This is a genomic window from Ruegeria sp. AB5, assembly GCF_056542645.1.
This window is the reverse complement of sequence record NZ_JBQGAE010000002.1, coordinates 342,853-362,554: the sequence shown is the minus strand read 5'-3', so window position 1 is coordinate 362,554 and position 19,702 is coordinate 342,853. Positions and strand designations below refer to the sequence as shown.

General features: G+C 58.0%; 24 protein-coding genes. 13 read left to right on the top strand and 11 right to left on the bottom strand.

The features are described from left to right. Nucleotides 1-36: 36 nt before the first annotated feature. The 4 genes from lysA to argH all read right to left on the bottom strand — a co-directional run bounded on the left by lysA (nt 37) and on the right by argH (nt 3,191). Nucleotides 37-1,302: a diaminopimelate decarboxylase gene (gene lysA / locus ACR0L4_RS07110; protein WP_480511676.1), complete on the bottom strand. Its 1,266-nt coding sequence runs from the start codon at nt 1,300-1,302 to the stop codon at nt 37-39. Between the two features lie 71 nt (nt 1,303-1,373). Next, nucleotides 1,374-1,529, bottom strand: coding sequence for a hypothetical protein (locus ACR0L4_RS07105; RefSeq protein WP_170749921.1), 156 nt, complete (start codon nt 1,527-1,529; stop codon nt 1,374-1,376). A gap of 91 nt (nt 1,530-1,620) precedes the next feature. Beyond that, nucleotides 1,621-1,806 carry an argininosuccinate lyase gene (locus ACR0L4_RS07100; protein WP_480511674.1) on the bottom strand — a complete coding sequence of 62 codons (186 nt, stop codon included), beginning with the start codon at nt 1,804-1,806 and terminating at the stop codon, nt 1,621-1,623. Then, the gene (gene argH, locus ACR0L4_RS07095) at nt 1,803-3,191 is read right to left on the bottom strand and encodes an argininosuccinate lyase (protein WP_480511672.1); all 1,389 of its coding nucleotides are present in this window, start codon (nt 3,189-3,191) and stop codon (nt 1,803-1,805) included. Before argH ends, ACR0L4_RS07100 begins: the two co-directional genes overlap by 4 nt. 21 nt (nt 3,192-3,212) lie before the next feature. On the opposite strand from argH, the gene ACR0L4_RS07090 reads away from it, so the two are divergent. The 10 genes from ACR0L4_RS07090 (at nt 3,213) to yddG (ending at nt 11,333) form a co-directional block, all read left to right on the top strand. After that, a complete protein-coding gene (locus ACR0L4_RS07090) occupies nt 3,213-3,779 on the top strand; it encodes a TlpA disulfide reductase family protein (RefSeq protein WP_480511670.1) in 567 nt (188 codons plus the stop codon). 54 nt (nt 3,780-3,833) lie between these two features. After that, on the top strand, nt 3,834-4,196 hold the full coding sequence (locus ACR0L4_RS07085; RefSeq protein ID WP_480511668.1) for a hypothetical protein: 363 nt from the start codon (nt 3,834-3,836) through the stop codon (nt 4,194-4,196). 176 nt (nt 4,197-4,372) lie between these two features. Then, a complete protein-coding gene (locus ACR0L4_RS07080; protein ID WP_170749925.1) occupies nt 4,373-4,759 on the top strand; it encodes a hypothetical protein in 387 nt (128 codons plus the stop codon). Then, nucleotides 4,756-5,727, top strand: a complete 972-nt coding sequence (locus ACR0L4_RS07075; RefSeq protein ID WP_480511666.1) for a sterol desaturase family protein — start codon at nt 4,756-4,758, stop codon at nt 5,725-5,727. The genes ACR0L4_RS07080 and ACR0L4_RS07075 overlap by 4 nt, the downstream gene beginning before the upstream one ends. Nucleotides 5,728-5,821: 94 nt before the next feature. Beyond that, nucleotides 5,822-6,010, top strand: coding sequence for a hypothetical protein (locus ACR0L4_RS07070; RefSeq protein ID WP_170749927.1), 189 nt, complete (start codon nt 5,822-5,824; stop codon nt 6,008-6,010). A 97-nt stretch (nt 6,011-6,107) separates the two neighbouring features. After that, nucleotides 6,108-6,941, top strand: coding sequence for an EAL domain-containing protein (locus ACR0L4_RS07065; protein WP_480511664.1), 834 nt, complete (start codon nt 6,108-6,110; stop codon nt 6,939-6,941). Between the two features lie 195 nt (nt 6,942-7,136). After that, nucleotides 7,137-8,312 carry an acetyl-CoA C-acyltransferase gene (locus ACR0L4_RS07060; RefSeq protein ID WP_170749929.1) on the top strand — a complete coding sequence of 392 codons (1,176 nt, stop codon included), beginning with the start codon at nt 7,137-7,139 and terminating at the stop codon, nt 8,310-8,312. A 186-nt stretch (nt 8,313-8,498) separates the two neighbouring features. Continuing rightward, nucleotides 8,499-9,221 (top strand): acetoacetyl-CoA reductase, encoded by a 723-nt coding sequence (phbB, locus tag ACR0L4_RS07055; protein WP_170749930.1) that lies wholly within the window; start codon nt 8,499-8,501, stop codon nt 9,219-9,221. A 301-nt stretch (nt 9,222-9,522) separates the two neighbouring features. Further along, nucleotides 9,523-10,470, top strand: coding sequence for a transcriptional regulator GcvA (locus ACR0L4_RS07050; protein WP_480511661.1), 948 nt, complete (start codon nt 9,523-9,525; stop codon nt 10,468-10,470). Beyond that, on the top strand, nt 10,467-11,333 hold the full coding sequence (gene yddG, locus ACR0L4_RS07045) for an aromatic amino acid exporter YddG (protein WP_480511659.1): 867 nt from the start codon (nt 10,467-10,469) through the stop codon (nt 11,331-11,333). Before ACR0L4_RS07050 ends, yddG begins: the two co-directional genes overlap by 4 nt. Here yddG and ACR0L4_RS07040 read toward each other — a convergent pair. The 3 genes from ACR0L4_RS07040 to ACR0L4_RS07030 all read right to left on the bottom strand — a co-directional run bounded on the left by ACR0L4_RS07040 (nt 11,330) and on the right by ACR0L4_RS07030 (nt 12,601). Further along, complete coding sequence (locus ACR0L4_RS07040; protein ID WP_170749933.1) at nt 11,330-11,494, bottom strand: DUF465 domain-containing protein; 165 nt, start codon at nt 11,492-11,494, stop codon at nt 11,330-11,332. The genes yddG and ACR0L4_RS07040 overlap by 4 nt on opposite strands. Before the next feature lie 115 nt (nt 11,495-11,609). Continuing rightward, a complete protein-coding gene (locus ACR0L4_RS07035) occupies nt 11,610-12,389 on the bottom strand; it encodes a tRNA1(Val) (adenine(37)-N6)-methyltransferase (protein WP_480511656.1) in 780 nt (259 codons plus the stop codon). Next, the gene (locus ACR0L4_RS07030) at nt 12,386-12,601 is read right to left on the bottom strand and encodes a putative signal transducing protein (protein ID WP_117870413.1); all 216 of its coding nucleotides are present in this window, start codon (nt 12,599-12,601) and stop codon (nt 12,386-12,388) included. The genes ACR0L4_RS07035 and ACR0L4_RS07030 overlap by 4 nt, the downstream gene beginning before the upstream one ends. Nucleotides 12,602-12,657: 56 nt before the next feature. Between ACR0L4_RS07030 and ACR0L4_RS07025 the strand changes: the two genes are divergently transcribed. Beyond that, a complete protein-coding gene (locus ACR0L4_RS07025) occupies nt 12,658-13,656 on the top strand; it encodes a polyprenyl synthetase family protein (protein ID WP_480511654.1) in 999 nt (332 codons plus the stop codon). On the opposite strand, the gene ACR0L4_RS07020 is transcribed toward ACR0L4_RS07025, so the two are convergent. From ACR0L4_RS07020 to soxR, 4 genes are all read right to left on the bottom strand, one after another. Beyond that, nucleotides 13,649-14,470, bottom strand: a complete 822-nt coding sequence (locus ACR0L4_RS07020; RefSeq protein ID WP_480511652.1) for a 4-(cytidine 5'-diphospho)-2-C-methyl-D-erythritol kinase — start codon at nt 14,468-14,470, stop codon at nt 13,649-13,651. The genes ACR0L4_RS07025 and ACR0L4_RS07020 overlap by 8 nt on opposite strands. Next, complete coding sequence (locus ACR0L4_RS07015) at nt 14,460-16,175, bottom strand: tetratricopeptide repeat protein (protein WP_480511650.1); 1,716 nt, start codon at nt 16,173-16,175, stop codon at nt 14,460-14,462. The genes ACR0L4_RS07020 and ACR0L4_RS07015 overlap by 11 nt, the downstream gene beginning before the upstream one ends. Before the next feature lie 101 nt (nt 16,176-16,276). Continuing rightward, a complete protein-coding gene (locus ACR0L4_RS07010) occupies nt 16,277-17,923 on the bottom strand; it encodes an electron transfer flavoprotein-ubiquinone oxidoreductase (protein ID WP_480511648.1) in 1,647 nt (548 codons plus the stop codon). A 136-nt stretch (nt 17,924-18,059) separates the two neighbouring features. Beyond that, nucleotides 18,060-18,515 carry a redox-sensitive transcriptional activator SoxR gene (gene soxR, locus ACR0L4_RS07005; RefSeq protein WP_170749939.1) on the bottom strand — a complete coding sequence of 152 codons (456 nt, stop codon included), beginning with the start codon at nt 18,513-18,515 and terminating at the stop codon, nt 18,060-18,062. Between the two features lie 86 nt (nt 18,516-18,601). Between soxR and ACR0L4_RS07000 the strand changes: the two genes are divergently transcribed. Continuing rightward, entirely contained in the window at nt 18,602-18,982 is a 381-nt protein-coding gene (locus ACR0L4_RS07000; RefSeq protein ID WP_480511646.1) for a VOC family protein, read from the top strand. 235 nt (nt 18,983-19,217) lie between these two features. Next, complete coding sequence (gene greA / locus ACR0L4_RS06995) at nt 19,218-19,688, top strand: transcription elongation factor GreA (RefSeq protein WP_170749941.1); 471 nt, start codon at nt 19,218-19,220, stop codon at nt 19,686-19,688. The last annotated feature ends 14 nt before the right edge of the window (nt 19,689-19,702 follow it).

Genomic DNA, 19,702 nt, shown 5'->3' with positions numbered 1-19,702 from the left:
GGCGGGCCTCCGGGTTGGGCCCGCGCGCCTATCGCGTCAGAGCCACTCTGGTATGGTATCGCGGTTTATGATTTCGTCAAAGCTCGGGCGTTCACGAATTACAGCAAATTGATCCCCGTTCACCAAAACCTCGGGGATCAGGGGGCGCGTATTGTATTCGCTGGCCATCACCGCGCCATAGGCCCCGGCGCTGCGGAAGGCGATCAAATCGCCCGGTGACAAAGGTGGCATGTCACGCTGTTTCGCAAACGTATCACCGGATTCGCAGACCGGGCCAACAATGTCATAGGGCTGTTGCTCAACACCTGCAGCAGGCTCCTGCACCGCGACAATGTCGTGATACGCCTCATACATCGCAGGTCGGATCAGATCATTCATTGCGCCATCCAAGATCAGGAAGTCGCGACCTTCACCGGACTTCACATAGATCACCTTGCTGACCATCAATCCCGCATTACCCGAAATCAGGCGACCGGGTTCAATTTCAATCTCGCACCCCAGATGACCCAGTGTTTTCTTGATCAAAGCGCCGTATTCCACCGGAAGAGGCGGCGCATCGTTCGAGCGGGTATAGGGAATGCCAAGCCCGCCCCCCAGATCTAGCCGCCGGATATCGTGACCCTCGGACCGCAAGTGTTCGGTCAGTTCGGCAACTTTCATATAGGCAAGTTCGAACGGCTCCAGCTCGGTCAATTGAGAGCCGATATGGACGTCAATGCCGATCACCTCCAGCCCGGGCAGCGCTGCGGCGCGGGCATAAACCTCGGACGCGCGCGAAATGGGGATGCCGAACTTGTTCTCGGATTTACCGGTTGCGATCTTGGCGTGGGTCTTGGCATCCACATCCGGGTTTACCCGAACGGTGATCGGAGCGACGACACCCAGATCCAGCGCGGCGGCGTTGATCACGTCCATCTCGGGCTCGGATTCGACGTTGAACTGACGGATGCCGCCCGTCAGGGCGGTCCGTATCTCATCAGCCGTCTTGCCAACGCCTGAGAAGACGATCTTGTCGCCCGGCACACCTGCGGCCTTGGCGCGCATGTATTCCCCGCCTGACACCACGTCCATTCCAGCACCAGCCTGCGCAAGCGTTTTTAGGATCGCCTGATTGCTGGCCGCCTTCATGGCGTAGCACACAAGGTGGTCCGTGCCGTCCAGCGCATCGTCGAACAGCTTGAAATGCCGCAACAGGGTTGCCGTCGAATACACGTAGAAGGGCGTTCCGACCGCAGCTGCGATTTCGGAGATCGGGACATCCTCGGCGTAAAGCGCGCCGTCGCGGTAGAGAAAGTGATCCATGACAGCGCGCTTAGACCAAAACCTGCATGCGGTTCAATGGATTCGCGCTGAATCCCCAAGTTTGGAACGGATCAGAATTCGGTCGAGACACCAACCCGCGCATAACCGGACACCTTGACCCCCGACCCCGATTGGTTGGTCGCCTCTTCCGGCGCGGGGCGCGGTGCCGAGGCTGGTTCACACGCGGCCAAAGCCACAAATGCAAGCAAAAGTCCGATAATACGCATGAAAACAGTCTTTTTCCGTGGGTTCAGGCCGCACCCAAGTGCAACCGATTTTAAATGGGGGGTTCGCAATAAATTGCAACCTGGCGAGTCGTCAGACGCCCAAATAAATCCCCAAGCCTCCGCGCCTCAGACCGACGCCGCCTCCGACATAGGTTCCGCTGGAGCCGACGCCGACGCCAAGGCTTGCCGTCGGCTGCACTGGCTCTCCATCTGCGCCGCAGCCGGCCAATGCGAAACCGGCCGCTACGATCACAGCTATGCGCACGAGAAACATCATACCATCGCCTTCCATCGTTCGATCTGGGCCCGCACCTGATCGGGGGCCGTACCACCATAGGACTGGCGCGAGTTTACCGAGTTTTGGACGGTAAGGACAGAATAGACATCCTCGGTGATCTCGGCATGAACGGATTGCATGTCTTCCAGCGTCAGATCGGGCAGGTCGCATCCCTTGCCCTCTGCCATGGCCACCAGCGATCCCGTCACGTGATGCGCATCACGGAAGGGCAGGCCCAGCACCCGCACCAGCCAGTCGGCCAGATCGGTCGCGGTTGAAAACCCGGACCCGGCGGCCGCAGCCAGGCTGTCGCGGTTGGCGGTCATGTCCTTGACCATGCCCTCCATAGCAGCCAGCGCCAGCATCCAGTTATCGGCGGCGTCAAACACCTGTTCCTTGTCTTCCTGCATGTCCTTGGAATAGGCCAGCGGCAGGCCCTTCATCACCATCATCAGCGCGGTATTGGCGCCATAGATGCGCCCAACCTTGGCGCGGATCAGTTCCGCCGCATCCGGGTTCTTCTTTTGCGGCATGATCGACGAGCCGGTTGAGAACCGGTCCGACAAGGTGACAAAGCGGAACTGGGCCGAGGACCAGATCACCAGTTCTTCGGCAAAGCGCGACAGGTGAATGGCGCAGATCGAGGCGGTCGACAGGAACTCCAACGCAAAGTCGCGGTCGCTGACCGCGTCCAGCGAGTTCGCGGCGGGGCGGTCAAATCCAAGCGCCTCGGCCGTCATATGCCGGTCGATGGGGAAAGAGGTGCCAGCCAGCGCGGCAGCGCCCAGCGGGGATTCGTTCATCCGCGCGCGGGCATTGCGAACGCGGGATAGGTCGCGGCCAAACATCTCGACATATGCCATCATGTGATGACCCCAGGTGACCGGCTGCGCGGTTTGCAGATGGGTAAAGCCCGGCATGACCCAATCCGCCCCGGCCTCAGCCTGCGCCAAAAGCGCGCGGATCAGCGCCAGCAGGCCGGTTTCGGCGGCATCAAACTGATCACGGACCCACAGTTTGAAATCCGTTGCCACTTGGTCATTGCGCGACCGGCCCGTGTGCAGACGGCCCGCGGGTTCGCCAATGACCACTTTCAGGCGCGCCTCGACATTCATGTGGATGTCTTCCAGCGCGGTCGAGAACTGAAACGCCCCGCTCTGAATTTCTGACAATACGGTGAGCAGCCCTTCCCGAATAGCTTCAGCATCACTATCAGTTATAACGCCTGTGGCAGCCAACATGGCTGCATGGGCGCGCGAGCCTGCGATGTCCTGGGCTGCCATCCGCTGATCGAACCCGATCGAGGCATTGATTGCCTCCATGATCGCGTCTGGACCGGCGGCAAAGCGGCCGCCCCACATCTGGTTCGAAGATTGATCGGTCATGTAAGAAAACCCGGAGTTGATATGCGCCTATTTCGTCTGATCCCCCTTTATATGGCCCTTGCGCTGGGTGCAAACGCGGCTTTGGCTGCGGATGCCGAGACACTCGCACCGCTGCGGGAAGACAGCCTGAAACGCCTGATCCTGCACAAAGAACCCAAACCCGTGAAAGCGGTTCAGTTTCAGCTGGAAGATGACGGCGGAACCGGGTCTCTTGCGGACTACAAGGGCAAATACGTCCTGTTGAATTTCTGGGCCACATGGTGTGCCCCATGCCGAAAAGAGATGCCCCAGATTGCAGAACTGCAACAAGAATTCGGCGGCGATAAATTCGAGGTTCTGACACTGGCCACCGGGCGCAACTCACCCGCCGGGATCAAGAAATTCTTCGAAGAAAACGGCATCCATAACCTGCCCCGCCATCAGGACCCCTCGCAGGCTGTTGCGCGTGAGATGGGTGTCATCGGTTTGCCGATTACGGTGATCATCGACCCGGATGGCAATGAGATCGCCCGCCTGATCGGCGATGCTGAATGGAACTCGGACAGTGCCAAAGCGATTGTTTCGACTCTCGTCGATTCAAAAAGCTAAGAACCGCCTGAGAATCATGCTAAAGTCCTTCGGTTTTAACGAGGGAGAAGGTTTATGAACAAATTTGTTTCGCTGGCCGTAGTAGCAAGCATTGCCATGGTCGCGGCAGCTACTGCCAAAGCCAAGGAAATTCGCAAGGAAAGTCAGTTTCTTGAGGTCGTCGACGGCAAAAAACTGGTGAGCGGAAATACTTGGCTGATCGTTTCGGCGGACGGGAAAATCCAGGGCGACGCTGGCAAGAATGGGAAAATTGTCGGCGCCTGGGTCTGGAACAAGAAATACTTCTGCAGAAACGTGATTATCGGCAAAAACCAACTGCCGGAAGACTGCCAAAAAGTGACTATCGATGGTGATCAGATTACCTTTACGCGAGAGAAGGGAAAAGGGGACACGTCCACCATGACGATTTCGAACTAGGGCGAAAACACATTGTATTAAAAACACCTAGCGAAAGCCGGCCCGAACTGGCCGGTTTTTTCATGCATCCGATCTGTTGACGAAACGGACGTGGCAAGAGCCTCGTCCACACATGACGCCACGCCACCTTTGACAGAGACCTCCCCGCTTTGCACTCTGCCGGCGGGGAGAAGGTCATGCCGCTTGAGATACTGCTTGTTCTTGTGGTCGGAGGGATTGCCGCAATCACACTGCTACTGCATTTCAGCGGTCGGTCAGAGCAGCGCATCCTGACCCTTGAGACCGCGCAGTCGGACTGGCTGCGTCATTTTCCCAATGACGTCGTGATCGATGTTACCGTCTCGCTTGATGGCCATGCCGCGTTGGTTCGGACCGACGCGGGACCGGGCATAATTTGGTCCTTCGGGGCAGACACCGTGGCACGGCATCTTCTGGACTACGATTGGATCGAACACCCAAACGGATTTGAATTCCGCTTTCACGATTTCGCCACACCCAAGGTTGTCGTTCACTTGGACGACATCGAACGCCAGCATTGGCAGAATCTGATGGACCCCTCATGACCGACCACGTGAGCTTTCCCGACGCCGTACAATGGGCGGTACCTTTTTTCATTGCCGCGATTCTGGCTGAATTTCTTTGGATCACGCTTAAAAAACGTGGGGGTCGGTATGAGACCAGAGACGCCGTAACTTCGCTGATCATGGGGGCGGGCAACATTGCGTCCGGCTTCTTGCTGGGGTTTATCGCCTACGGGTTCTTCATGTGGCTGTGGCAGATCACACCCCTGAACCTGGGCACTTCGATTCCTGTGATTATCCTGTGTTTCGTTTTGGATGACCTGCGGTACTATTGGGTGCATCGCTTTGGTCATCGCATTCGCTGGGTCTGGGCCAGCCATGTGAACCACCACAGTTCACAGCACTACAACCTGACCACCGCGCTTCGGCAAACCTGGACCTATACGTTTACCTTCATGATGGTGGTCCGCGCACCGCTGATCCTGCTGGGGTTCCACCCTGCCATGGTTCTGTTTGTCGGCGGTTTGAACCTGATCTATCAATTCTGGATCCACACCGAAGCCATTGGCAAAATGCCCCGCTGGTTCGAGGCGGTGATGAACACGCCCAGCCACCACCGTGCCCATCACGGTCGCAACGCACGCTACCTGGATTGCAACTATGCGGGCGTCCTCATCATCTGGGACAAGATGTTCGGGACGTTCGTCCCCGAGCAGGAGGACGACCGCGTCGACTATGGTCTGGTGCACAACATCGGTACCTTCAACCCGCTGCGCGTCGCGTTCCACGAATGGGTCGGTATATGGCGCGATGCGACCCAATCCGGACTGACGCTGCGCCAAAGGTTGGCCTATTGTTTTGCGCCGCCAGGCTACAGCCACGATGGCAGCAGGGACAGTTCTGAACAGATCAAGGCCAAGCATCTTGCGCGGCATCCCGAAGACCAGGGAACGCCCGGATTCGAGCAGTTCGGTGAAAATCCGCCTAATTCCATAGCAAAGCGGGCCTGATACACGCTATCGGCATGGCTACGTGACTTGAAATCCGCCATGGGCAGTCCATATCGGCGGTCAGGTGTGGCGTAACCAGTGACCGGAGGCCGAAATGACCCGCGTAACAACTGTATCGACTGCAGTAGGACTTTTTGGTCTGGTTTTGGCAATGATTGCAGCCATCGGCACCGCCGTGTCCGCCCTGATCCTGCTGGGATTTGCAATGATGATGTTGGGTGTGATGGGTGCCGTCTTCGGGGCGGCAGCGTCTTTAGGGCGCGCCTGGCAGTCCGCACGCTAGTCACAGAAAATCCGACACACGTTAACGACAGATTCACCTGTTTCCCCTGACACTGTGACCCAAGATCAATGCGGGATCGCTCGGGGATTCATGGGTCATGCCAGACAAGGAAAATGAAGGTTTACCACCAGGGGCAGACAGCCCCCTGTCTTCAGCTGTATCCAGCAGGGATCGTTCCGTGCTGTATATGGCCACCGAAGCTGTGAAGCACAAACAATGCAAACTGGCTTTTCAGCCGGTTATTCAGGCCCAGTCTCCGCACAGCGTCGCGTTCTACGAAGGATTGATCCGCGTTCTGGACGAAACCGGGCGGGTGATCCCCGCGCGGGATTTCATGCCGCAGGTTGAAAACACACCTATTGGGCGCCAGCTGGATTGTGTTGCGCTGGAAATGGGCCTTCGAACCTTGGTGCAGAACCCTGACATCCGCCTGTCCATAAACATGTCTGCGCGGTCTATCGGATACTCGCACTGGTCACGGATATTGGATCGCTTTCTCAAGCGCGACAGAAGTTTGGGGGAACGTTTGATCCTGGAAATCTCGGAAAGTTCGGCCATGCAGGTACCGGAACTTGTCATCGATCTGATGGACCGGTTGCAAGAACGCGGCATTGCGTTCGCGCTGGATGATTTTGGCGCAAGCAACTTCAGCTTTCGGCACTTTCGGGAATTTCTGTTTGATGCCGCAAAAATTGACGGTCAGTTCGTGCGTGACGTCAGCAGCAACCCGGACAATCAGGCTCTGGTCCGAGCCTTGATCGCAGTTGCGCGCGAGTTTGAGATTTTGATCACGGCCGAATCGGTCGAAAATCCGCAGGACGCCGCGTTTCTGACAGCATGCGGCGTGGATTGCCTGCAGGGATATTTGTTCGGTGCGCCAACGATATCCCCACCGTGGAACCCGGAAAGTACTTCTAGAACAGGAACTTAATTGAAATACCGGCGCACGGCGACCTGCTTTGGCTGACGCTGAGACAAGCTGTCCGTTGCTGCGCATGCAGCGTTGCGCTATGGCAAGAGGTACTGGAGCGGGGAACACCGGGCGCTCTTGTTGCATGCAGAGGGATACTCTGCGCCCTGCGCCGTCAGATTTCCCACAGGACCATGACGGTAAAGGACTGATTGTATGACCAATGTAGTAATCGCATCCGCCGCGCGTACAGGCGTCGGCAGCTTTAGCGGCTCGTTTGCGAACACCCCTGCACATGATCTGGGCGCCGCCGTCCTGGAAGCAGTTGTAGAACGCGCCGGAGTTGAAAAAGGCGAAGTCAGCGAAACCATCATGGGTCAGGTACTGACAGCCGCTCAGGGCCAGAACCCTGCCCGCCAGGCACATATCAACGCCGGTCTGCCGCAGGAAAGCGCGGCCTGGGGCATCAATCAGGTCTGTGGTTCGGGTCTGCGGGCTGTTGCTCTGGGTGCCCAGCACATTCAGCTGGGCGATGCGGACATCGTCGCAGCCGGTGGGCAGGAAAACATGACCCTCTCACCCCATGCCGCTGCCTTGCGTGCCGGTCATAAGATGGGCGACATGAAATATATCGACACCATGATCCGCGACGGGCTGTGGGACGCCTTCAACGGCTATCACATGGGCCAAACTGCTGAAAACGTCGCCGAGAAATGGCAGATCAGCCGGGATCAGCAGGACGAATTCGCAGTTGCCTCGCAGAACAAAGCCGAAGCGGCACAGAACGCTGGCAAGTTCGCGGACGAGATCGTGCCCTTCACCATCAAGACCCGCAAGGGCGACATCGTGATGGACAAAGACGAATACATCCGCCACGGCGCGACAATGGAAGCCATGGCCAAACTGCGCCCTGCCTTCACCAAGGACGGATCAGTCACCGCGGCCAACGCCTCGGGCTTGAACGACGGTGCGGCAGCCACCCTGCTGATGTCGGCTGAAAATGCCGAGAAGCGCGGAATCGAGCCTCTGGCCCGTATTGCCTCTTACGCCACAGCTGGTCTGGACCCGTCGATCATGGGCGTTGGCCCGATCTATGCCTCGCGCAAGGCGCTCGAGAAAGCGGGCTGGTCGGTTGACGATCTGGATCTGGTCGAAGCTAACGAAGCCTTTGCCGCGCAGGCCTGTGCCGTAAACAAAGACATGGGTTGGGACCCATCGATCGTGAATGTCAACGGTGGGGCGATTGCCATCGGCCACCCGATTGGCGCCTCGGGTTGCCGGGTTCTGAACACGCTGCTGTTCGAAATGAAACGCCGTGACGCCAAAAAGGGTCTGGCGACTCTTTGCATCGGTGGCGGCATGGGCGTTGCGCTGTGCGTGGAGCGCGACTAAGTGCCTTGACTTCCCAATAGAAAGGGCGCCTATCCGGCGCCCTTTTTTGTTACAATTCATCGATATCTCTTGGATGCGACAATATTGAAGACCGGAAAGATCAAAATACTGACGAAACGATATTGCGCAACCCGACCCCTCAGAGTAACAGAATTACCAAGCCGACTAAATTTGGAGGATTCCTAAATGGCACGTACAGCACTCGTCACCGGCGGTTCCCGCGGCATTGGCGCAGCAATTTCCAAGGCGCTCAAGGCCGAAGGGTACAATGTTGCGGCCACCTATGCAGGAAACGATGAAGCCGCCGCAAAGTTCACCGGTGAAACCGGCATCGCCACCTACAAATGGAACGTGGCCGACTATGACGAATCCAAAGCGGGACTCGAAAAAGTCGAGGCCGAGGTTGGCCCCATCGACATCGTGGTGGCCAATGCAGGTATCACCCGCGATGCGCCGTTCCACAAAATGACCCCAGACCAGTGGAAAGATGTGATCGATACCAACCTGACCGGCGTGTTCAACACAGTACATCCGATCTGGCCCGGAATGCGCGAACGGAAATTTGGCCGCGTTATCGTCATCAGCTCGATCAATGGGCAAAAAGGCCAGTTCGCACAGGTGAATTATGCTGCCACCAAGGCTGGCGACCTTGGCATCGTGAAATCACTGGCACAAGAAGGCGCGCGTGCAGGCATCACGGCCAACGCGATCTGCCCCGGATACATCGCAACGGAAATGGTGATGGCCGTACCAGAGAAGGTCCGTGAATCGATCATCGGACAGATCCCGGCGGGCCGACTGGGTGAACCGGAAGAAATCGCCCGCTGCGTGGCTTTCCTGGCTTCGGATGATTCGCAGTTCATCAATGGCTCGACCATTTCGGCAAACGGTGCGCAGTTCTTCGTCTGATCTTGGATCATCGCAACGAAAGTGGGCCGGTCCATTCAGACCGGCCCTTCTTAATCCCGTAAGCCCGCGCGCGCTGCGGTCAGCGGGAACCGAACAACCATCCCCAGGCCTGATGAACAACTTTGCTGCGTTCCTTGTGCGCGCGACGGATCGCAGCTTGAACGGACGGGTTTGTCGACATCTCGATCATGACATATCCTCTTGACTAAAGCTGAACTTGACTTGGGTTGAATATGACGTTTGATTTCAAGACGTACAAACGAGAGTTTTCAACTGTTCAGATAAGATTTACTTAACTCAAATGAGCGACAGGCTTCCCCCTCTTACCGCATTACGGGCTTTCGACGCCGCCGCGCGCCATATGTCTTTTGCCAAGGCCGCAGACGAGCTGAACGTGACCCCCGCAGCTCTGTCCTTCCAGATCAAATCGCTTGAGGAACATTTGGGGCACCCGTTGTTCAAACGCCTGAACCGAGCAGTGGATCTGACCGAAGCAGGCAAAACACTTGCGCCCGGAACGGCTGAAGGGTTCGCGACGCTCAAGTCTGCTTGGGCCGCAACGCGCAGATTGCAGGACAACACCACGCTGACAGTGACAGCCGGGCCTGCGCTGACGGCCAAATGGTTGGCACCGCGCCTCTATGACTTTGCGCGCGCGCATCCGGAAATCGATCTGAGGTTCTCTGCCACCTTGCGCAACATGGATCTTGAACATGACGATGTGGATGTCGCGATCCGGTTTGGCCATGGTGAGGACGATGGACTATACTGCTTACCGGTTCGCAAAGAATGGCTGACCCCAGTCATGACACCCGAACTGGCCGAGCAATTCACAACGCCCGAAAGCCTGCGCGATGCCCCTCTGATACACGATGATTCAATCGCGTTTCTGAAACCGCCTGCCGATTGGCCCACGTGGTTTCAGGCTGTCGGCATAAAGTTCACACCGACACATGGCGCACATTTTTCGAATGCAGATCACGCGATTGACGCCGCAGTTGCGGGGATGGGCGTTGCGTTGGGACGGCGGGCCATGATCATCAAGGATATGATCGAGGGGCGCCTTGTCGCCCCTTTCAAAACAGCCATCGAAACCAAGGGGCGGTTTCGGTTTTTGTGTCTGCCCGGGGCGGAAAACCGACCACAGGTCGCGGCATTCCGCGATTGGTTCGCGTCCGAGATTGAAAAGACCGCGCATATCTCGGATGAGTTCACCATCATCCCCGTGGAAGACGTCTCAGCCAAATGACCAGAAATCGCGCCACTGCCATCGGGTTCATCGCGGTCCTGCTTTGGTCTCTGCTGGCCCTTTTTACGGTCGGCTCAGCCCCGACACCGCCGCTGTTGCTGAACGCCATCTGTTTTAGTATCGGCGGTTTTCTGGGGTTGATCTGGACATGGAGGTCTGGAGGGCTTTCAAAGCTGCGTACCATCAACTGGAAGATCTACGCCTTCGGAACCATCGGCCTGTTCGGCTACCATGCGCTCTATTTCTCAGCGCTGCGAATGGCTCCTGCGGCTGAGGCAGGTCTGATCGCCTATCTCTGGCCACTGCTCATTGTACTGTTCTCGGGTCTGCTGCCCGGCGAGCACCTGCGCGCCGGCCACCTTGTCGGAGCGTGTCTGGGCTTTGCAGGCGCGGCGCTGATCATCACCGGAGGCGGGGGTGCGGGGTTTCAACTCGACCACCTCCCCGGCTATGCGCTTGCCTTTCTCTGCGCCCTGACATGGTCCGGCTATTCGGTTCTGTCCCGAAAACTGGGCGAAACCCCTACAAGCTCGGTCGCTGTGTTCTGCGTGCTGACGGCCATTGCGTCGTGGGCCCTGCATTTTGTGTTGGAGACAACCGTCTGGCCGGGCTCAACGCTCAGTTGGGTATCAACACTGGCCCTGGGACTGGGGCCTGTAGGTTTGGCGTTCTATGTGTGGGATATTGGCGTCAAACTGGGCGATATTCAGATGCTGGGAACCAGTTCTTATGCTGCGCCTTTGTTGTCCACTGTTGTTCTGGTTCTTGCCGGGATCGCCATGCCAACATGGACACTGGCGATCGCGGCGGTTTTGATAACGGGCGGTGCCGTGGTTGCGGCACGCGCCAGCCTGAAGGGCTAAGTCGACAGGCGCTCGATCTCTTCTTTTAGCCTTAGTTTTTGTTTTTTGAGCTGGGCGACATGGAGATCATCGATGCCTGGCGAGCGTTGGGCTTGTTCCACTTCGAGACCGAGAGATTCGTGCTTCTTCTTCAGTTCCGTCAGATGTGCGCTCACGCTCATGGCGATCCTCCTTGTTTAAATGTCTAGATATCACCTAAGAAGTTGAGCACATCGTTTCCACCCTGTCACGCTGCAGGCGCACAGAATCTGTAACAAATCCGACAAATTCGGCTGGTCATTGCCGATCAGTGTGAAACGGGCCCAGGGCAGCGCCATCTCTCAGTACCGCAGAGACTTCGGGGGAATAGCTTTCACCGTCCCGTTCATGCCGGTCGCCCACATGCAAAATCACAGGTGCATGCAGCCGAAATGACGCCCGTCCACCTTTGCGTGCACGCAGAATCACCAACTCGGCCTCTCGGCCTGTCCGCGCTGTCAAAGGCAATACTTCGACCGATCCCAACCGCCGCTGACACGCCATCAACATATCCGGCAGGCGGTCAGCCTTTTGGATCATGTGCAGGTAACCGCGCGGGGCCAGTCGTCTTGTGGCCACATCGAACCACTCGGTCAAAGGCGTCTGTTCACCCAAGGCGATCTTGCGCCCGTGATCGCTGGCCGAGCTGTGGGCCCCTGCGCGGTAATACGGCGGGTTGGCGATCACAAGGTCAAATTGTCGCTGCTTCAGCTCGGCTGGCAATGCGGTCAGATCGGCCTGAACAACATCCACCCTGAACGCGTTATCCGTGGCATTGCGGCGGGCCAATTCCGCATAAGCCGGTTGGAGTTCGACGCCGCAGAGATCCAGTCCAGGCACCCGGGCGGCCAAACAAAGGATCGCTGCCCCGGCACCGCACCCAAGTTCCAGCACTGATTGGCCCGAAATGGCAGGCACAGAAGCTGCCAACAAAACAGGATCTACCCCAGCGCGATATCCCGAGACGGGCTGCCACAAACGCAGCTGTCCGCCAAGAAAGTCATTCCGGCTGAGGGCGTGATCATCGAAGCGGGTCATCGCCCCAGCGGGATCTCGTTGTCGCGCATCACGCGCTCGGCACGGGTCAGGTCTTCGGTTCGGACCATAAGACGGCGAGGAAAGATTCCGATCCCGCCTTCCAGGATGCTCATATTTACGTCCATCTGAAAGCAGTCTATATCCTCGCCTTCAAGAAGGGCGGATGCAAAAGCCAGGATTGTCGGATCGGTGCTGCGCAATAGTTCTTTCATGGGGATGGATGTAAGGGCAAGGCAAGGCAGAAGTCGAGCCTTGTATCAGGAGTGTGATGGACGTCAGCACAATCTCGAAACCGCATGAGCGGTTAGCCGAAATACTAACGGGCGAAATGGAGGCGGTGAACACGCTGATCCGCACGCGGATGGCGTCCGACCACGCGCCTCGTATTCCCGAGGTGACAGCGCATCTGGTCGAAGCGGGCGGCAAGCGTCTGCGCCCGATGCTGACATTGGCGGCGGCGCGACTGTTTGGCTATGCGGGCGAGCATCACGTGCGTCTGGCCGCGACAGTTGAGTTCATTCATACCGCGACCCTCTTGCATGACGATGTGGTTGACGAAAGTGCGCAGCGGCGCGGGCGGCCGACCGCAAACCTGCTGTGGGACAACAAGTCCAGCGTACTGGTTGGCGACTATCTTTTTTCCCGCAGTTTCCAATTGATGGTGGAAACCGGGTCTCTGCGGGTTCTGGACATTCTCGCCAATGCTTCGGCTACAATTGCCGAGGGCGAAGTGCTGCAAATGACCGCAGCCACCGATCTGGGCACGGATGAGGCCGTGTACTTGCAGGTTGTACGCGGCAAGACCGCAGCCTTGTTCTCAGCCGCGACCGAAGTGGGCGGCGTCATTGCCGGTGCGTCGGAAACGCAGGTAAAGGCTCTGTTTGAATACGGGGACGCGTTGGGGATCGCCTTTCAGATTGCCGATGATCTGCTTGACTATCAGGGCGACAGCAAAACGACCGGTAAGAACGTGGGAGACGATTTCAGGGAACGCAAGTTGACACTGCCTGTGATCAAGGCCGTGGCACAGGCCACATCGGACGAGCGCGCCTTCTGGGAGCGGACCATCGAGCGGGGTCGTCAGGAAGAGGGTGATCTGGAGCATGCGCTGAGATTGATGAACAAGTATCAGACCCTCGAAGCGACCCGTCAGGATGCGCTGGGATGGGCCAACAAGGCCAAAGCGTCCCTGGATGTTCTGCCGGATCACGAGATCCGCACGTTGCTGCGCGAATTGGCGAATTACGTGGTGGCGCGGCTTAGCTGAGCTGGGTCGCGCGGCACCACCAGGTCGGATGGGCCGCCCCGATCTCATAGGCCGCGAACTGTGCGGCCTTCATCGACGGGTAAAGCGCAAAACAGGTCGATCCCGAACCCGACATCCGCGCCAAAAGTACGTCCTGCGTAGCTGCCAGGTCCTCAAGCACCTGCCTGATCTGAGGCGCAAGCGCCATGGCCGGATTCTGAAGATCGTTCCTTTGGTCCGATAGCCATTCGGCACAATCCTCCAAACCCTCAAACGTTGGAATATCTTGCTGCATTGCGGGATTGTCCCGCGATGCCATTGACTTGAATACCGCACTTGTTGGAACGTCGACGCCCGGGTTCACCAGCAATGCAGGCATCTCGGGCAAGCTTAATGCTTCGACCTGCTCTCCGATCCCACGCATTCTCGCCGCCCGGGCCACCATGCAAACCGGAATGTCCGCCCCAAGCGAGATCGGCAGATCAGACACGAAATCGTAACCCTGCTTGGCAACATAGCGCAACGTGGCCGCCGCATCAGACGACCCCCCGCCAATTCCTCCGCCGTGCGGCAGTACCTTGTTCAACGAGATGTGGCCTGTCCAACCCACAGTCTCAGCTGCTTGCCAGACAAGATTACGGCTGTCTGTTGGGACGCCTTTTGCATGCTCTCCGGCAACCGTGATCGAAAGCTCTGACCCCGGATCAAACTCCAGCTGATCCCCCAGATCGGCGAAGACCACGAGCGAATCCAGAAGGTGATACCCGTCCGCGCGTTGGCCGGTCACATGCAGGGTCAGATTGATCTTGGCCGGCGCAAAGGCCTTAGTTGCCATTGGCGACCTTCAGCGGGTCGGCGCCTTCTTCGGCCAGAACCGCGTCCAGACCGACCTCAAGCTTGCGGCGGATACGCTCAGGATCAGCCTCACCATCGGTGTCTTCGGGATCAACGAAGGACAGGGCCCGTTTCCACTGGAATTCAGCCTCACGCGCGCGCCCAACGGCCCAGTAGACATCGCCCAGATGGTCGTTGACCACAGGATCAACCGGCATCAGCTCGACCGCGCGTTCCATGTGCCCCACGGCCTCTTCATAGCGACCAAGGCGGAACAGAACCCACCCCAGACTGTCAACAATATAGCCGCTATCCGGACGCGCCGCGACGGCGCGCTCGATCATGTCCAGCGCCTCATCCAGCTTTTCACGCCGTTCGACCAGCGAATAGCCCAGATAGTTCAGAACCTGTGGCTGATCCGGGTTCAGTTCCAGCGCGCGACGAAAATCGGCCTCAGCCTCATCCCACTGCTTCAACCGTTCATGAGAAATCCCACGCGCATAGTGCAGGAACCAGTTTCCACGAGATGCGGTGTCCGTCAGGCCGATCGCGGTGTCATAGGACTCGACCGCAGCCGCATAGCTTTCCTGGCGCCGCTGCAAATCGGCCAAGGCAATGTGTACACTGGGCAGATCCGGCTTTTGCGCCGCCAGAGATTGCAGAACCTCGACAGCGGCCTCAATCCTGCCGGACTGCCCCAGCACTTCGGCTCGTCCCAACTCAGCCACATGATGATCTGTACTACCCGGCGGCACTGCACGATAAGCCTCAACCGCCAGATCATGCTGACCAAGTTCCGACAGCAGCTCGGCGCTCATCAGGATGGAATCGACGTGATCCGGACGCAGGAAACTGGCCGTGCGGGAATAGAGCAGCACGTAATCATGAGAGGCCTCGGCGTTCAGCGCAGCCCCGACCGAGAAGAAAATTTCGGCCATCCCATCCTGCGCAGTGCGCACATGCGTGAAAGGCAGCGTTTCATCTGCCGTCAGACGGTTGGTGTAATCTTCGATCGACGGATCACTTCCGGCCTGAAACACCTCATCCAGAAATTGCAGGGCGTCTTCATTCTGGTCGAGTTGCGACATAACCTCGGCCCGGGCCAAAGCTGCGCGGCGCGAGAACCGTGCAACAGCCCCTTCGTCGGCTGCAAGAATCGCCTCGGACCCTTCGAAATCACCGATAGAGGCCAATGCCATGGCTTTGTGATACAAGGCAAACTCGCGCAGGCCCTCTTGCGACGAGACCTCGTCGAACTGATCCATCGCCTTGGTCATCTCACCCTGCCCCAGATACGCCCAGGCGGTCATGAGGCCATCAACCAGAGGGCCCACGCCTTGCGTTTCGGGATCGCGGGCCAGCAAGTCATCCAGCTCACCGTTGGCAATGAGATTGGCGGAAATGACAATCCGCGCCGCCTGACTGGCCAAACCGGCCTTTTCTATTGTCTGTGCAATCGGCAAGGCGCGCTCGATTTCTCCCAAAGCCAAACGCGCGACCACGACGCTTTCCAACAGCAGCGCATTCTGCGGATCAGATTTCAACGCCTGCGCATAGTATCGTTCGGCTGCGGAATAGTCTTTCTCGTAGATCGCTTGCCGCCCGGCCAAATACGAGCCTGATCCGGTATCCGAAAATGCCGGGGCCGCGACGGAAGATGAAAGCAGCGCGACCAGCGCCGCGCGACGAATCAGGGAAACCACCAAAATCCTGCCTTACTATCGTTGACTGCACGTTAAGCTAGGGCCTTGGCTGGTAAGAGGCAATGGCAGAGCCTTCACGACCCTGCCAGTGCCCAAGTTTTTGCTTACATGTTGGGATAATTCGGGCCATCCCCGCCCTGCGGCGTGGTCCAGGTGATGTTCTGGCTGGGGTCCTTGATATCGCAGGTTTTGCAATGAACGCAGTTCTGAAAGTTGATCACGAATCTCGGGCCGTCTTCATCCTCGACCACCTCGTACACACCAGCCGGGCAATAGCGTTGGGCCGGTTCATCGAACTTGGGCATGTTCACTTTGACCGGGATCGACGGATCACCCAGTTTCAGGTGACAAGGCTGGCTTTCCTCGTGATTGGTCGCGGCAAAGGACACGTTGGTCAGGCGGTCGAAAGACAGCGTGCCATCGGGCTTTGGATAGTCGATCGGCTTGTGCTTGCTGGCCTCTTCGGTTGCTTCCGCGTCGTTCTTGCCGTGGCCAAGCGTCCCCAGCAGCGAAAAGCCCAGCGTATTGGTCCACATATCCATGCCACCCAGCATGAGTGACGCCGTCAAGCCATACTTGGACCACAGCGGCTTGACGTTGCGGACTTTTTTCAGGTCTGCGCCAATTGCGCCTTCACGCACGTCGGTTTCGTAAGCGGTCAGTTCATCGCCCGAACGCTCGGCCTTGATGGCGTCATAGGCGGCCTCGGCCGCGGCCTTGCCCGACAGCATCGCGTTGTGGTTGCCCTTGATGCGCGGCACGTTGACCATACCGGCGGAACAGCCCAGCAGCGCCACACCCGGCGCGACCAGTTTCGGCATCGATTGATAGCCGCCCTCGGTGATCGCACGCGCACCGTAGGCCACGCGCTTACCGCCTTTCAGCAACTCGGCCACCATCGGGTGGTGCTTGAAGCGCTGGAATTCCATGTAGGGATACAGGTGCGGGTTCTTGTAATTCAGGTGAACGACGAAACCGACATAGACCTGATTGTTTTCAAGATGATAGATGAACGACCCGCCACCGGCGTTGCTGCCCAGCGGCCAACCCATCGTGTGCGTGACACTGCCTTCTTTGTGCTTGGCCGGGTCGATTTCCCAGATCTCTTTCATGCCAACGCCGTATTTCTGAGGCTCTTTCCCGGCAGACAGGTCGTATTTGGCGATGACTTCCTTGGACAGCGATCCACGCACGCCTTCCGACAGGAAGACATATTTGCCGTGCAGTTCCATTCCGGGCTCGGTGTTCGGGCCATAAGATCCATCGGGCTCCAGACCGAAGACACCGGCCACAACGCCTTTGACCTCGCCATTGTCACCGTAGACCAGTTCTGAACACGCCATGCCGGGGAATACCTCGACGCCCAGTTCCTCGGCCTGTTCTGCCATCCAGCGGCAGACATTGCCCATCGACACGATGTAGTTGCCGTGGTTGTTCATCAGCGGCGGCATCGGGAAGTTGGGGATGCGTATCTGACCGGCCTCACCCAACATGTAGAAATTGTCTTCATGAACCGGAGTGTTCAGCGGAGCGCCTTTTTCTTTCCAGTCCGGGATCAGCGCGTCCAGACCGCAAGGATCAAGAACCGCGCCCGACAGGATATGCGCGCCCACTTCCGAACCCTTTTCCAGAACCACGACGTTCAGGTCGGCATCAAGCTGTTTCAATCGGATCGCCGCCGACAGACCCGCGGGGCCTGCCCCCACGATCACAACGTCGTATTCCATCGCTTCGCGTTCAATGTCGGCCATCGCGGGCTCCTTAGCTAACTTTCCGAATTGGCGCTCTCACCGCATGGTCTGCGCAATTTTGTTTCCCGGCTGATTACCCGGTCGAAAAGACCTTGGTCAATCGAAACACGGCGTAACAATGCCTCATTGCGGCAGATTAATCGTTTGGAGCGTCACCCATCAGGTATCTCGGCCCGCTTCCCTTCAATTTGGCCCGATCATCGGGGTTGTAAAGGGCGCATTTTGGCAGACTGAGACAGCCGCACCCGATGCACCCATCCAGATTGTCGCGCAAGCGCGTCAGCGTGTCGATTCGCTGGTCCAGATGGGCCCGCAGGGTCAGGCTGATTTCTTTCCAATCCTTCGGCGTCGGCGTTCGATTTCCGGGCAGACCAGACAGTACCTCGCGGATTTCCGGCAAGGTCAGGCCGAATTGCTGGGCGATCATGACAAAGCTCAGCCGCCTGATATCGGCCCTCTGATACCGCCTTTGCCCGCCCGCGTTGCGCCAAGGCGAGATCAGGCCCTGTGCCTCGTAATACCGGATTGCCGATACCGCCAACCCGGTCCGCCGCGCCAATGCGCCAATTGCAAGCCCTTCAGATACCGCCATATCCGATCCTCAAAAATTCCTTGACCTAAAGTTAGGTTTAGAAATTACGGTGAGTCGGGAGAAAGCTCAACAAGAAAGGACATGCCATGACGGCGACGCTTGAACACACCAATTTCACTGTCAGCGATCCAAAGGCATCTGCCGAATGGATGCAAAAGGTGTTTGGCTGGAAAACCCGATGGGAAGGACCCGCGATTGCTGGCGGGTATACTGTGCATGTGGGCTCTCAGCACACCTATCTGGCGCTCTACGCACCCGAGCACCCGAAACCGGCCGGCGAAAGCAGTTACGATATTGTCGGAGGCCTCAACCATGTCGGCGTATTGGTTGAAGATATCGACGCAACCGAAGCCAGGGTGCGCGAGGCCGGGTTCTCCCCGCATAACCATGCGGATTACGAACCAGGCAAAAGGTTCTACTTCGATGACGACAACGGAATCGAGTTTGAGGTGGTTCAGTATGATTGAGATGTTGTGGCTGTGTGCACCGTCGCACCGATGGCGTCGGCACAAGCCCCCCGATCATCGTCACAGGCGCCGCCCAAACCCATCCGAGCGGCGCTAAGTTGCGAAATGAATGACGACCCCCCCTTGGCCTCTTGCAATTCGCGCCCCATTTGGGTCAGGTACTGAATGACCCATCACTCGCCCCGACGCTCTCCCTGCGGCGGGGCGGCTCAATTTATGCGTGGACGACGAGACTATGGAAAAGATTCCAATGACGCCTGCGGGTAATGCCGCGCTCGAGGCCGAGCTGAAAAACCTCAAATCCGTCGAGCGCCCGGCAATCATCGAAGCCATTGCTTCGGCGCGGGAACTGGGTGATCTGAAGGAAAATGCCGAATACCATTCGGCCCGCGAAAAGCAGGGCTTTATCGAAGGTCGCATCAAAGAGCTTGAGGGCATCCTGTCGCTGGCCGATGTGATCGACCCGGCCAAACTGTCCGGTGCAATCAAGTTCGGGGCCAAGGTCACGCTCGTCGATGAAGACACCGACGAGGAAAAGACCTGGCAGATTGTTGGAGAATATGAGGCCAACATCGAAAACGGCCTGCTGAATATCAAATCGCCCATCGCCCGCGCCCTGATCGGCAAGGACGAAGGCGACAGTGTCGAAGTCCGCACGCCCGGCGGTGTGCGATCCTACGAAGTTCTGAGTATCGAATACGCCTGACCGGAGCGTCTGTT